The 15,193-nt window shown below is 30.8% G+C and carries 12 protein-coding genes; 2 read left to right on the forward strand and 10 right to left on the reverse strand.

Annotation, left to right across the window (positions count from 1 at the left end; genetic code table 11):
• The first annotated feature begins 479 nt into the window (after nt 1-479).
• Together JWYL7_RS10805 and JWYL7_RS07670 are read left to right on the forward strand one after the other, a co-directional pair.
• Nucleotides 480-866: a transposase family protein gene (locus JWYL7_RS10805; protein WP_331722123.1), complete on the forward strand. Its 387-nt coding sequence runs from the start codon at nt 480-482 to the stop codon at nt 864-866.
• Nucleotides 863-1,693, forward strand: a complete 831-nt coding sequence (locus JWYL7_RS07670; RefSeq protein WP_331722124.1) for an ISL3 family transposase — start codon at nt 863-865, stop codon at nt 1,691-1,693. Before JWYL7_RS10805 ends, JWYL7_RS07670 begins: the two co-directional genes overlap by 4 nt.
• A gap of 215 nt (nt 1,694-1,908) precedes the next feature.
• Here JWYL7_RS07670 and JWYL7_RS07675 read toward each other — a convergent pair whose 3' ends face one another.
• The 10 genes from JWYL7_RS07675 to JWYL7_RS07720 form a co-directional block, all read right to left on the reverse strand.
• On the reverse strand, nt 1,909-3,066 hold the full coding sequence (locus JWYL7_RS07675) for a flagellin N-terminal helical domain-containing protein (protein ID WP_066071320.1): 1,158 nt from the start codon (nt 3,064-3,066) through the stop codon (nt 1,909-1,911).
• A 142-nt stretch (nt 3,067-3,208) separates the two neighbouring features.
• Nucleotides 3,209-4,564, reverse strand: coding sequence for a 23S rRNA (uracil(1939)-C(5))-methyltransferase RlmD (rlmD, locus tag JWYL7_RS07680; RefSeq protein WP_066071323.1), 1,356 nt, complete (start codon nt 4,562-4,564; stop codon nt 3,209-3,211).
• A 66-nt stretch (nt 4,565-4,630) separates the two neighbouring features.
• On the reverse strand, nt 4,631-5,326 hold the full coding sequence (locus JWYL7_RS07685; RefSeq protein WP_066071326.1) for a hypothetical protein: 696 nt from the start codon (nt 5,324-5,326) through the stop codon (nt 4,631-4,633).
• A gap of 172 nt (nt 5,327-5,498) precedes the next feature.
• Entirely contained in the window at nt 5,499-7,085 is a 1,587-nt protein-coding gene (locus JWYL7_RS07690; protein ID WP_066071329.1) for a sodium:neurotransmitter symporter family protein, read from the reverse strand.
• Nucleotides 7,086-7,267: 182 nt separating this feature from the next.
• Entirely contained in the window at nt 7,268-8,452 is a 1,185-nt protein-coding gene (locus JWYL7_RS07695; RefSeq protein WP_066071332.1) for an RNA-guided endonuclease InsQ/TnpB family protein, read from the reverse strand.
• Nucleotides 8,453-8,888: 436 nt separating this feature from the next.
• Complete coding sequence (locus JWYL7_RS07700) at nt 8,889-9,893, reverse strand: aldo/keto reductase (RefSeq protein ID WP_149683758.1); 1,005 nt, start codon at nt 9,891-9,893, stop codon at nt 8,889-8,891.
• 69 nt (nt 9,894-9,962) lie between these two features.
• The gene (gene pyk / locus JWYL7_RS07705) at nt 9,963-11,714 is read right to left on the reverse strand and encodes a pyruvate kinase (RefSeq protein WP_066071338.1); all 1,752 of its coding nucleotides are present in this window, start codon (nt 11,712-11,714) and stop codon (nt 9,963-9,965) included.
• 19 nt (nt 11,715-11,733) lie between these two features.
• Nucleotides 11,734-12,693, reverse strand: a complete 960-nt coding sequence (pfkA, locus tag JWYL7_RS07710) for a 6-phosphofructokinase (RefSeq protein WP_066071341.1) — start codon at nt 12,691-12,693, stop codon at nt 11,734-11,736.
• Between the two features lie 131 nt (nt 12,694-12,824).
• Nucleotides 12,825-13,964, reverse strand: a complete 1,140-nt coding sequence (locus JWYL7_RS07715; RefSeq protein ID WP_161937494.1) for a helix-hairpin-helix domain-containing protein — start codon at nt 13,962-13,964, stop codon at nt 12,825-12,827.
• Nucleotides 13,965-14,280: 316 nt separating this feature from the next.
• Complete coding sequence (locus JWYL7_RS07720; RefSeq protein ID WP_066071347.1) at nt 14,281-15,129, reverse strand: LAGLIDADG family homing endonuclease; 849 nt, start codon at nt 15,127-15,129, stop codon at nt 14,281-14,283.
• Between the last annotated feature and the right edge of the window lie 64 nt (nt 15,130-15,193).

The raw sequence follows: 15,193 nt of genomic DNA on the forward strand, positions 1-15,193 counted from the left end.
CTCTATAGTTATAAGTTAATGCCTCTATAATTTATGACTATCTTAAATTGTTTGGAGGGTTATATTTATCAATCCAATCTCTCTCTAAAGACTGTGCTTTATCATCAGAATTAGTTCTGAACCATCCAAATTTTGTAGCTCTTTTGCTCTTATCTCTTGATAGTGCATTTTAAATTTCATCTTTTAATCTTCCCGCTCCTGCTTTACCTACATATTTTACTTGTAAGTCAGAATTAACAAATACATACACACCTGCTCGCTTAGGTGCATTTTCATTTATAGTATCAAGATTATATTATCTTACCATTTCTATAATTCTATAATATTGTTCATCTGAGGAATCCCATCTCATTTTAATCAACCTCTCATACTATAATAAATATTTTGGTTCTATAATAAATGTTGGGGGGCATGAAATATTGTGCTTCAACATTTATTTTTTGGCATAATAAAAGCACTTGTGAAATAAATCTGCTAAAATGTTAATTGACCTTAAAAAAAAACATAGAAAGGAGATTTATTCACAAGTGCACTCTAATTTTATCAATAAATTACTAAATTTACAAGGCGTAAAAATAAATAAAATTTCTCATGAGGATTCTTTTATAAAAATATATATAAAAACCAATCCACGTGAACATACTTGCCCTGCCTGCGGCTGCTTAACTTCTAGGGTTCATGATTATAGAAATCAATTAATTAAGGATTTGCCGTTGCAGTTTAAACATGTATTCCTTGTGCTACGAAAAAGGCGATATGTATGTTCATGTGGTAAAAGATTTTATGAGCATTACGACTTTCTTCCCCGTTATAACCGCATGACTAAGCGCTTATTTGCAATGAACTTACTAAAGTTACTAGTATGACTTCAATAGCTAAATCTGCTAATGTATCTGTTTCTACGGTTACTCGTATCTTTAACTATGTTAATTACAGTATACCTACTCTTCCAAAAGTTCTTTGCATTGATGAGTTTAAGGGTAATGCTGAAACCGGAAGGTATCAATGTATACTTGTTGATGGCGAGAAAAATAAGGTATTAGATATCCTTGCGGATAGGTCTCAAAATCATCTTATAAGTTACTTTAACAAATTTTCCCGTAAAGAAAGATGTAATGTTCAATTTTTTGTTTGTGATATGTGGCAACCATATACTGATCTAGCAAAAATTTATTTTCCTAATGCTAAAATTATTATTGATAAATATCATTTTATTAGACAAGTCACTTGGGCTATTGAAAATGTTAGAAAGCGTATACAAAAAAATATGCCACTTAATCTTAGAAAATATTACAAACGAAGTAGAAAACTTATACTTACCCGTTATCATAAACTTCAAGATGAAAACAAAAAAGCAGTTGACTTAATGCTATTGTATAACGATGACCTGCGCGTTGCGCATAAGTTAAAAGAATGGTTTTATGAGATATGTCAAAGTAATAATTATTCTTATCAAAGTGATGCTTTAATCAATTGGATTAAAAATGCAGAAAGCTCTAAAATAGAAGAGTTTGAAAAATGTGCAGCTACATATAGAAGATGGGTTAATGAAATAAGAAATGCCTTTAAATATGGTTATACAAATGGCCCCACTGAAGGATTTAATAACAAGATTAAGGTATTAAAACGTGTTTCCTTTGGAATTAAGAATTTCCATAGATTCCGAAATAGAATTATTCACTGTACTAATTAAATACCATAAAATTCCTACATTTTAGTTAGGTTTATTTAGTGTACCCAAAAACATGCAAAACTCTATGGCTATATTAAAATAGGTTCAAATATAGTAATGGAGTAGGATTGATGTCAACCCTACCCCAACTATTGACAAAGAGCCAATATTTTTTGCTTTATACTTATTCTAAAAAAGCCAGAGGATATATATCCCCTGACTCCTAATTAACTTTATTATCTTAATAACTGAAGTACTCCTTGAGGAGCTTGGTTAGCTTGTGCAAGCATTGCTTGAGCAGCTTGTTGAAGGATGTTGTTTTTGCTAAACTCCATCATTTCTTTCGCCATATCTACGTCTCTGATTCTAGATTCAGCAGCTTGTAGGTTTTCAGAAGATGTGTCTAGGTTTTTGATAGTGTGCTCTAACCTGTTTTGCCATGCTCCAAGCTGTGATCTTTGAGCAGATATTTCTTTTATTGCTTGATCTATAACTTTGATATTTTCATCAAATCCTTGTCCAGCATTTGTTACATTAACATCATTTAAGCTATTAACAAAGCCGGAAGCACCCTTACCAAGTGCAGATGCTCTCATATCACTAATACTTATATTTAATACAGTATCTCCATTAGCACCAATCTGGAATTTAATTTGATCACCTGTTGTCGTTATAGTTTGCTGATCTAAACTTATCCCCGAACCAGTGTAATCTGTCAAATCCACATCTGCCGCAAAAGACATCTTTAATCCAATTTTATCAAAATTTAAAGTGGCTCCTGCTTTAATATCTTGTGGGTCAATGTTGATTTGTTGAGTAACTGTTCCATCAGAAACTGAAATAAATTTTGGATCAGCAGTCGTACCTAATGCAAAGGTTAATGTTGCTCCTGACTTAACCCCGCTTACATCTAAAGAAATCCCTTTAGCTGTCAGATTAGCAATTGTAGCAGTTCCATTTTGCGCTTGAACACCTAATGATCCGTTTAGAAGAGTCTTTGTATTAAATTCAGTTTTATTTCCAACACGTGTAATTTCTTCTTTTAACTGATCTATCTCTTTTTGAATTTCAGCTAAGTCATCATTAGTATTAGTATCATTATTTGCTTGAACAGCTAACTCTCTCATCCTTTGTGCCATAGCATGAACTTCTTGAAGTGCTCCTTCTGCTGTTTGAATTAAAGAAATACCATCTTGAGCATTTCTAGAAGCTTGATTTAATCCTCTAATTTGTCCTCTCATTTTTTCAGAGATAGCAAGACCTGCTGCGTCATCTCCTGCTCTGTTGATTCTAAATCCTGAAGATAATTTCTCCATTGATTTAGCAGCTCCAGAGTTAGTTATTCCTAAATTTCTGTGTGCATTCATTGCCATTAAGTTGTTGTTAATTCTCATTTTATATACCTCCCTTTATTTTTTAGTGAACTTCCTTGTCCACTTTTTATAATTTGTTTTTGGCCAAAAACATTTTGTTTTATGTTCAACATATATATCGAAAGTTTTTTAAAAAACTTTATACTTTTTTAAAAAAAATTTTTTAATTTTTTTCTATTAACGCAACACTTTCTATATGCATTGTGTGAGGGAACATATCAACTGGTTGAACTTTAAGCGTTTTGTATCCATTCATATCTAAATATGCTAGATCTCTTGCTAGGGTTGAAGGATTGCAAGAAACATATACAATCCTTTTAGGATTCATATTTACAATAGTGTTTAAAACTTTCTCATCGCAGCCCTTTCTAGGTGGATCTACGACTACAACATCTGCTACTTTTCCTTCTTTGTAAAGAGATGGAACTACATCTTCTGCTTTTCCAACGAAAAACTCTACATTATCTATATTGTTTAGCTTAGCATTTATCTTAGCATCTTCTATCGCTTGATCTACTATTTCTACTGCATACACCCTCTTAGCCTTTTGTGCTAAAAATAGTGATATAGTTCCTATACCACAGTATATATCAAATACATTTTCATTCCCTGTTAAATTTGCATACTCAAGCGCCTTATTGTATAAAACTTCAGTTTGAGCAGGATTTACTTGAAAAAAAGATAAAGGCGATATATTAAATTTTAAGTTTCCTATATAGTCTTGTATTTTTCCATCTCCGTAAAGCACTTTGTTTTCTTTTCCAAGTATTACATTTGTTTTATCTTTGTTTATATTTAACACTAGTGTTTTAAAGCCCTCTATATTTTCTTTTAGTAAATCTATTAATTTATCGCTATGAGGTAATTTATCTGAATTTGCAACTAAAATTACCATAACTTCTTTTGTTTTAAAGCCTACTTTTGTAACTAAGTGTCTTAAGATGCCTTTGTGATTTTTTTCATCATATATACTTATATTAAATTTTTTTATATATTCTTTTACTATATTCATTATTTTATCGTTTATTTCATGCTGTATAAGGCATTTATCTGATGGTATTATTTCATGAGTCATTTTTTTATAAAAGCCCATTACTACTTCATTGTTTTTATATCCTATAGGAAACTGGGCTTTATTTCTATATCTATATGGACTATCCATTCCTAAAGCGTCATATACTTTTATATTTTCAAGTTTTCCTATTCTTTTTAGTGTTTCTTTTACCATATTAGTTTTTATTTCTAATTGTTTTTTGTAATCTAAGTGAAGAACTTGACAGCCTCCGCAATAGACTGATTCTTCACAAGGCGATTTTACTCTATATGGAGATTTTTCTATAAATTCTAGTATTTGACCTTGGGCATAGTTTTTTTTAGATTTTGTTATTTTTACCTTTACTTTGTCTTTTACAAGGCCACCGTCTACAAATACGGTAAATCCTTCGTATTTTCCTATAGCTTCTCCTTTATGTCCTATATCTACTATATCCACTATATACTCTTTTCCTTCTTTTAGCATAATATCTCTCCTTTGCTTGATTTAACTTAATTATATTACCAAAAAACAAAGAGCCTATAAAGGCCCCTATACAAATAAATCTTTACTTTTATATCCTCTGTACGCTTGAAGTAGTGCAAATCCTAAAAGAATCATAGCAAGTATTGGTGGAACTGTAACTAGTGCTTTTGCAACTGAAATTGATCTGCCTGTATCACTAACTACATCCATTATAGCTTTTTGGTAATTAGTCATAGCATATAGTCCATATCTTATCCATATAAATGAAGTCATAAGTGCAACAGGAATAACAGCTAAACTTAAATTAAATCCTTGCTTTGATCTACTCTTAACTCCTCTTAATCCTAAGAATATAGGAACGAAGAATACTGCTGGTAGTATAAACCCAAAATATTGGGGAGATAATGCCATAAAAAGTATAGATGTAAATATAAATGATTTTATATATTTATTTAGATAGCTTGTTTGTCCTTTAAAGTCAGCTTTTGCTGCTTTTAGATATCTTATATAATACTCTATTTTTGAGTATAGTGCTTTTACATCTGCGTCGATTTTAAACTCACCTTTAAGCTCTTTTCCTTTTTTTACTAAAGAGGTATAAATTTGTTTTAGGCTTTCGTCAATTTCTATTTGTTCATATTCTAAATATAAGTTTGAAATATCTTTTAGGTATTTTTCTTTTCTTCTTCCCTCTATTAAGGTTGTCGTTTCTATTTTTCCTTTTAGTTCATTTAAAACTTGTAGTATCTCTACTGTTTTCATAATACCCACCCCCTTAGTATATTGTAACAAAAACCCCACCAAATATGGTGGGATTTTTTTATTTATTTTTTTCTTGTTCTCCTTTTATTAAAGCATTTATACTAATACCTGCAACAGCAAATATTATAACCCATACAGTTACTAAAAATCCTAAAGCTTGACTTGTCATAGTCTATCCCTCCACTCTTGTTATAATTTTATTTTGGGAGAGCTCATCTTTGTATTTGTTTTTAATAGATGTGTATGATTGTATAAATCCTGCAACAAGCACTAAAGCTATAACTAATCTAGCTGCTTGAACCCAAGGTACAAGCTGTGGCATTCCTTCAACAAATGATGGAACTATATTAAAGTATCCAGCTTCCATGTATGTTTTTGTAGAGAATATTAACACTATAACTAATGCTAAAGGAGCTATACCTTTTACAAATGTATTGAAGAACCAAGTTGGAACTTGCCATATTCCACCTTTATTTATTTCAACTAAAGATCTATCTCCCATCAAGAATGCTGCAACTATTATTTCTATAAGTCCTAAAACTAGCAGTAAATAACTTCCTACCCAGTTGTCTACTTCAGTTAAATAAACAAGTTCTGCTGTTTTTGTAAGTATTGGCTCAAGACCAACTGGAAGACCTACTATAATGTATGCTATAAATATAATCCAAGAAGCTTTCTTTCTTTCTATTCCTAAGTCTTCTTCAACTAAAGCTGTTAGATAGTTATACATTGCTATAGCTGAAGTGAATCCTGCAAAGAATAAAAGTAAGAACCAAAGTGATCCAAATAATTGTCCACCAGCCATTGCTCTAAATACATTCGGAAGTGCTATAAATGAAAGACCTACTCCTGCACCTACTCCATCTGGTCCTAAGAAGGCATAAGCTATAGGGATGACTATAGTACTTCCAAGAACTATTTCAGCAAATTCGTTTAAAGATATAGTAGCAATTGATGAAACTACAACATCATCTTCTGGTTTTAGGTATGAAGCATAGTTACATATAATACCCATTCCAAGTGATAATGTAAAGAATATTTGACCTGCTGCTGCTAAAGCTGCTGTCCAGTTTAATTTGCTAAAGTCTGGATTCCATACAAAGTTTAATCCTTTAAGAGATGACCAATCAGGATTTACTGGGCTTCCTAAAGTTAATGATCTAATAGCTAGAATAATTCCAAATACATAAAGTACTGGCATCATAAGTTTTGCCCAAGCTTCAATTCCTTTTTGAACACCTCTCATAACTGCAAGTGCAAGCCCTAAAAGAGCTATAATCCAGAAAGTAAATACCATAGCTGGATTTTGGATATATCCTACAAATATTTCTCCTGTAGATTTAGCACTATCCATATATCCACCAGTTAATGATAAAAAGCTGTATCCAAGTGTCCATCCAATGATGTGGTTGTAATATGAGTTAACAAGTAATGTTACTCCAAAAGCAAGCATCCCAGCAAGTGCTCCTATAACTGCTGCTTTTCTAGGTTTTGTACCTTCTCTAGCTTGAAGATACACCATAGGCCCTAAAGTTCCATGGCCATACTTTCCACCATATCTACCTAAATTCCATTCAACCAGCATAAGCGGAAGTCCTAGCATGATAAGTGCTGCAAAGTAAGGAATCATGAAAGCTCCTCCACCGTTGCTAGCTGCTTGGTAAGGGAATCTCCAGAAGTTTCCAAGTCCTATAGCATTACCTGCCATAGCAAGTATAAGACCTATCTTCGATCCCCAGTTCTCTCTTTTTTCTCCCATAATATCCCGTTACAGAAAACTTATAAAACTTTATAAAGTTCTTATCAAACCTTATAAAAGTTTATGTTTCCTTCCTTGTTCATTGTGTCCAGTTTCGAAAAATCTACTCCTGTTTATTTAACACTCCGAAGGCTTAAATTCCCGACTAACGAATCGGTACATATCAATAACTGCTTTAGATGCTATGCTATTGATTTACCATAATTTTTTAGGTTTATACTTGCATTTAAGTCTCTATCTATCTCGTGCCCACATTCATCACATATAAATGTTCTTTCTGATAAAGAAAGTTTGTTTTTTAAAGCACCACATCTGCTACAAGTTTTAGATGAAGGATAGAATGTATCTGCAAGTATAAATTTAATATCATTTAAGGCACATTTATATTCCATTTGTCTTTTAAATTCGTAAAATAGCTGCTCTTGTATTGATTTTGATAATCTTTTATTTTTCAGCATCCCACAAGTATTTAAGTTTTCCATAACTACATACTCTGGCTTGGCTTTCACCAAAGATGTAGTTATCTGATGAATATAATCGTGCCTTATGTTTTTAAGCCTTCTTCTCATTTTTAAAACAAGGAATTCTAACTTTTTTATATTGTTAGTTTTTCTGTAACGATATTCACCTCCTTCTGTTTGAATTTTGTTTAATTCATATTTTTTAGATAGCTTTTTTTGTAATCTTTTTTGTCTTTTCTCAAGTTTTTTAATTTTACTTGTTTTATTTATGTTTTTATACTTTTGTCCTGTACTTATTGTAGCTAAATCCTTTACTCCTAAATCTATTCCTATACCTTCGGTATAGTCTTGATTTTTTATTTCAGCTTCTTCTACTCCTATTGTCAAGTACCAATTGAGTCCATCAAATACTATTCTCGGATTAGAATATTTTATTTTTTCTCCAATTGGTATTCTGCCTTTTTCAGCAAGTTTAATCCAGTTAAACTTTTGTTTGTTTTTCTTTTTGCTGTTAGTTAGTTTTTCTAATTTTACATGAGTATCAGTTATTTTAATTTTTTCTGTATCTACATAAAAACTTGGCTTACTTTTTTTCTTTGACTTAAACTTAGGAAAGTTTGCTCTACCTTCAAAGAAATTTTTATATGCAATACAGACATCTTTTATAGCTTGTTTTGTTATATTATTTGAATAGTCATTAAGCCATGAGTATTCTTTTTGTTTTTTTAACTCTGTTAATCTTTTTCTAATCTCACCATCATTTAAAAATTTACCACCATTTTTATAATTTTCTTGCTGTGTTGCTAACGCAAAGTTATATGTCCATCTTGCCACACCTGCACACTCGAATAGCTTTGTTCGTTGTTTATTGTTAGGTAAAAGCTTAACTTTATAAGTCTTAATCATCTTCTACCAGCACCTTAATCATTTTCTTAGCTTTGTTTGCTCTGTTTTTCCTATCAACTTAGCAAATTCACCTATACTATAATACTTCATTTCCATCACCTCATAATAATCATAACGTGATGTTATAAAAATTATAAGGTTTTTGTATGAATTTATAAATATTTTCTAACTGTTTGCACGCCTCCTTCTTTGAACTTTATATGTTGATAAAACATATATTATATGTGATTATATCACCTTATTTTTTTCATTTCAATGATTTTTTAAAATTTTCTGAACATTTATTTTTTTATATTCTCACCCTATATATGTTTTATCAACTTGTTTTTAATATATATTTTGCTTTACTTATTTTTATGTCAAGTTAATAAATTAACATGTACTTGAAATAAAAATTTTACATAGTTGCATTTTAGGTAGTATATATCAGATTTATTTATTCTTTTTCTAAAACATTTGCAACATTTTCTAGCATGTCCATTATAGGCAAATAATATGGACATTTTTGTTCACAAACTCCACACTTTGTGCAAGTTGATGCTCCATTTCCTAAAGATCTATATCTATCTAACGCCCACTCTTTTAAATTATATCTAGTATAATATCCTTCAAGTAAAAACTGCATAGGAATATTTATGCCTTGTTTACAAGGAAGACAATATCCACATCTTCTACAAAACTTATTTCCTAGTTCTTTTTTTATTTTATTTATTTCTTTTATTTCACTTTCCGTTAATATATTGTTTTCTTTTCCTGCTTTTATATTTTCTATAACTTGATCTATATTATCCATACCAGGAATTACTACATCAACAAATTCTTTTGACAGTATGTATCTTAGGGCTAATCTCCCATTATCTAATGCTCCTCCAGCTAATGGCTTCATTATAATAGTTCCTATATTTTTCTCTTTAGCTTTTATTAATGCTTTTTCACCTTGATTTTCAACTATGTTGTATGGGAATTGTATCGTAGAGAATTTATTGCACTCCACTGCTTTTTCTATAGAGTTTACACTGTGAGAAGTTATACCTATTTCTCTTATTTTTCCTTCTTTTTTGGCTTCTTCTAATGCCCTATATGCACCATTTTCAGAGAATATTTTTTCGTATTCATCTTCCTTTAAATTATGTATTTGATATAAGTCAATATAATCTCTTCCTAAATTTCTTAAACTTATTTCTATATCTTTTTTCATAGAATCATAGTCTCTTGCCATAGATTTTGTAGCTATTATCCAGTAATCTTTATCTTCTTTTATGCCATATCCTATATATTCTTCACTTACAGTATATCCTCTAGCTGTATCTATAAAGTTTATACCTTCTTCTTTACATTTTTGAATTAGTTTTTTTGTTTCTTCTTTGGTTATTCTTTGTATAGGAATTCCTCCGAATCCTATTCTATTTATTTCAAGTTCTGTTCTTCCAAGTTTTATCAACTCAATCTCCCCCTTTTCTCAATTATATCAAAAAAAACGAGAAAGAATTATTCTTTCTCGTTTTTTGTATTAAAGTCCTTTTACCTGTCCTCTATATATAACTCCTTTAACTGGATCTACTGTAACTGTTTCTCCATCTTTTACTGCTTCAGTGATTCCTTTAGCAGATACTACAACTGCTTTTCCTAAGTTTAATCCAACTATTGCCGCATGAGAAGTTATTCCACCTTCTTCAGTTATTACAGCACTAGACTTTTCTATATAAGCGTTCATATCTGAATCTGTAGAAGTTGTTACAAGTATATCTCCTTCATTAAATTTTTCTTTAGCTTCATTTGCATCTTTAACTACACATACTTTACCAGTTGCATATTCTCTTCCAACTCCAACACCTTTTGCTAATATGTCACTTACTATGTGAACTTTTATAAGGTTAGTTGTTCCTGAAACTCCAACTGGAACTCCTGCAGTTATAACTACTAGATCTCCTGATTTTACATATCCTTCATCCATAGCTGCTTGTATAGAACTTTCTATTACTTCATCTGTAGAAGATGCACTAGGAGCAAGTACTGGGTTTACTCCCCAAGTTAATGCAAGTTTTCTCATTACTTTTTCGTTGTTTGTTGCAGCTATTATAGGAGCTGATGGTCTAAACTTAGAAACTGATCTAGCTGTATCTCCTGAAGATGTAGATGTAATTATTGCGCTTGCGTTTAGATCTATAGCTGTTGTACAAGTTGCATGGCTTATTGCATTTGTAATATTAACTTTTGTTAATCCTTTGCTTCTTAATATAGCATTGTAATCTAAAGTTTCTTCTGTTCTTTTAGCTATAGTAGCCATTGTTTTTACTGCTTCAACTGGATATTTACCTGCAGCAGTTTCTCCCGATAACATTATAGCATCAGTTCCATCATAAATAGCATTTGCAACGTCTGTAACTTCTGCTCTTGTAGGTCTTGGGTTTCTAATCATAGAATCAAGCATTTGAGTTGCAGTTATAACCGGTTTTCCTACTTCGTTACACTTTTTGATTATCATCTTTTGAACTATAGGTATTTCTTCTGTAGGTATTTCAACACCAAGGTCTCCTCTAGCTACCATTATACCATCAGAAACTTCAAGTATTTCGTCTATGTTGTCTACACCTTCTTGGTTTTCTATTTTAGATATTATTTGTATATCTGTAGCATTTTTCTCTTCAAGTATAGCTCTTATAGCAAGTACATCTGCTGCTTTTCTAACAAAAGATGCTGCTATAAAGTCTATGCCTTGCTCTATACCAAACTCTATATCTTTTCTATCTTTTTCTGTTATAGCTGGTAAATTTATTATTACTCCAGGAACATTTACTCCTTTGTTGTTTTTAACTATACCACTGTTTTGAACTTGACATATTATATCTTCACCTTTAACTTCTTTAACAGTTAATCCAACTAGTCCATCATCTATAAGGATAGTATCTCCTTCTTTTACATCTTGTGCAAGGCCCTTGTAGCTTACAGTACACATTTCTTTTGTACCTTCTACATCTTTCATTGTTATAGTAAACATTTGTCCTTCTTCTAATAAAACTTCAGGATCTTTGAATTTTCCTGTTCTTATTTCTGGTCCTTTTGTGTCTAGAAGGATTGCTATTGGTTTATTTAACTCTTGTCTTAACTCTTTTATAGCTTTTATTCTAGCTCCGTGTTCTTCATAATCTCCGTGAGAAAAGTTTAGTCTACAAACATTAAGACCATTTTTGATAAGCTCTCTTAATACTTCTTTTTTTTCACTAGCAGGTCCCATAGTACATACTATTTTAGTTCTTTTCATAAACACACTCTCCTATAAATTATTTTGCTAATATACTTGCTAATTTATATAGATTTGAATTAAATTTTCTTTCAATAGCTAATGCTTCGTGTATATCCATATCTATTATTTCATTATTTTTTATACCTACAACTTTAGAAGATTTACCTTCTAGTAATAGTTCAACAGCTTTAGCTCCCATTTGACTAGCTAATACTCTATCAAATGCACTTGGAGTTCCACCTCTTTGGATATGTCCAAGAATTGTAGCTCTTGAATCTAGACCTGTTTTTTCTTTTATTTGCTCCATGATTTCATTTGCGTTTCCAACGCCTTCAGCAAGCATTATTATGCTGTGTTTTTTACCTCTGTTATTACTTTGAATTAATCTTTTGCATATTTCATCTATATCATAATCTTCTTCTGGAACTATTATAACTTCAGCACCACCAGCAAGTCCTGCGTATAAAGCTATATCTCCACAATGTCTTCCCATTACTTCTATTACGCTTACTCTTTCATGTGAAGAAGATGTATCTCTTATTTTGCTTATAGCATCAAGTACAGTGTTAAGAGCTGTATCAAATCCTATAGTATAATCTGTGTAAGCTAGGTCATTATCTATTGTTCCTGGAACCCCTACAGCTGGAAATCCTAATTCGCTTAGTTTTTGAGCTCCTTGGAAAGATCCATCTCCTCCTATTACAACAAGGCCGTCTATTCCAAACACATTAAGAACATTTACAGCTTTTTTTCTTCCTTCTTCTGTTTTGAATTCTTCGCATCTAGCTGATCTTAAAATAGTTCCGCCTCTATGTATAATATCCCCAACAGAAGCAAGATCCATTTCAAATAAATCTCCATCGATTAAACCTCTGTATCCTCTGTTAACTCCATACACTTTACATCCATGGTATATAGCTGATCTTACAACTGCTCTTATGGCAGCATTCATTCCTGGAGAATCGCCTCCACTAGTTAAAACTGCTATTTTTTTCATACCTCTACCTCCTGAAAAGTAGGGACTTTCACGGTCCCTATGTTTACACTAGTATCCCGGTCTGGTTAAAAATTTTTCTACAAACAATTTATTTCATTTTTCGTATTGACTTTCATTATTATAACATAATTTTAAATATCTTTTAAACTTTTATTTTTGGCTTTAACGTTTTCCCTCCCTAAAATTTTTTGTAATTCATATATTAAATTTTCATTTATATCTACCATAATTTCCTCACTTTTAAATGCCTTTTTTAAATCTGTAAAATATAGATAAACTTCACTGTTTCCTTTATATTTTTTTAAAGTATCTTTTATAGTTTTTATCAATTCTTTGTTTGATATACTATCTACCCTTAGGTAAATGCTTGTATCACTTATTTTTACAACTTCCTTAAACTCGCTTGCTATAAGTTTTGGATTTTCATCTTCTTTAATACTTAGCTTTCCCTTTACGTACAAAATATTATCTTCTTTTATTAAATTCATATACTTTTTAAATATACTTGGAAAAATTATAACTTCTATAACTCCATAAAGATCTTCTATTTCAACAAAGGCCATCATATCATTATTTTTTGTCGGTTTTATAGTCTTATTTATTAAAATTCCACCAATTACTATTTCTTTGTTTTCTAATTTTTTCATTTGATCGTAATCTAAATTTTCACTTGAAATTATACTAGTATTTATAGATGTATTTATCATAAGTTCTTTTTCATATTCAGCTAAAGGATGTCCACTTATATACATTCCTAATACTTCTTTTTCTAAAAAAAGTTTATCTTTTTCTTTAAATTCCAAAACATTTGGCAGGCTATATAAATTTTCATTTTCATTTGTAGTATCAAATAAAGACATTTGGCCAAATAAATTCTTTTTTCTATCTTCAACTATACTATTTATTATTTTTTCAAATCCTGCTAGAAGCTGAGCTCTGTTTGGACTTATACTATCAAATGCTCCACATTTTATAAGACTTTCTATTACTCTTTTATTTAGGTCTTTAGATTTTATTCTTTTACAAAAATCTACAAAATCTTTAAATGGTCCATTTAAGTTTCTTTCCATTACAATGTCATTTACTACATTTTCTCCTACATTTTTAACTGCACAAAGTCCAAATCTTATGTTTTGTCCTTCTACAGAAAACTTACTAAAACTTTTATTTATATCAGGCTTTAAAACTTTTATATTCATATTTGCACAATCTCTTATATATTCTACAACTTTATCTGTATTTCCCATTACGCTAGTTATTAAAGCTGTCATAAACTCTACCGGATAATACGCTTTTAAATATGCAGTTTGGTATGCTAACACTCCATAAGCTGCTGCGTGAGATTTGTTAACAATATGTTATCGATAAGCTCTTTATCTTATCTTCTATAAGTTCCTATTCCTTATAGTTCAGACTATATCATCATCCTTATATCTAAGGAGCTGGGCGCTCTTGGACCGGTTTATTCGTAGGCTCGTCACCAGTCTAGTCGTTGCACCTTCCTACATACTCTTATGCCATTCTGTAGGCTTGGCTCAGAATTACCATCTCAGGCTTTTTCTGAATTCACCCAGTTTTCATTAACAATTACTTGTTAATGGCGCTTAATACTTGTTGCCATTTATTGAATTTCCTTTCTAAGTGGATAGTAGAATCATTATACAAAAATTCGAATATATCAATCATATCTCTTTTTGAACTACATTCCATATACTTCATATAATCTGTTTTTGAATCTCTGTATGAGAATGTTCCAGGCATATATTTTTCAATATTTTTAAGAAACTCTATAGTTCCAATAATGCTAAATCTAGGAGAATTATATTTGTATACCTTTAGTGTTCCGTCCTTCATTTTGTAATATGATGTAGACGTTCCTAGACTTATAGATCCATCTCCATCAAAATATCCACGAATGAAATGCCTAATAAGTTCTTTGTTTAAATGTGGAATATTTGATAATTGCTTACTTTTTCCTGGATATAACCCTAGTTTTCTTAAATCTGAGGCCATTTTCTTAGATGAAAAATTAAGAACACTCTTAGACTTACTATTTTCATAATTTCCACCTTTATCTACATCTCTCAACTTCCCTGTAAATTGAATTTCAGTACAAATCTTTTCTAATAAATATCTATCTTCTCTAGTAAGGGATATGACTATATTATTGTGCTTATCACTACCAACAAAACCATCAGCATACATCAAACCTAATATATATGCTTTCTCTTGACTATCTATATCTTCAAAATATGACTCATTTAGATTATATCTATTTCTTCGTTTAGTATTTATATTAGCTTCTTTGAGCACTCTTGCAACTGACCTTTTAGATACACATAGTAGCTGCATTATTTCCTTGAATTCCAATCCTTTGTTAAAAAGTTCGATTATATGCTCTTTATCTACTTGAGTAAGTTTATTATAATGTTTCATACTATCCACTCCTCAAATATCATCTTAAATATATTATTTGCGTAAGTGAACTGTATTAAACTAT

It is taken from the genome of Alkalithermobacter thermoalcaliphilus JW-YL-7 = DSM 7308 (genome assembly GCA_001584565.1).
GTDB lineage: Bacteria > Bacillota > Clostridia > Peptostreptococcales > Peptostreptococcaceae > Alkalithermobacter > Alkalithermobacter thermoalcaliphilus.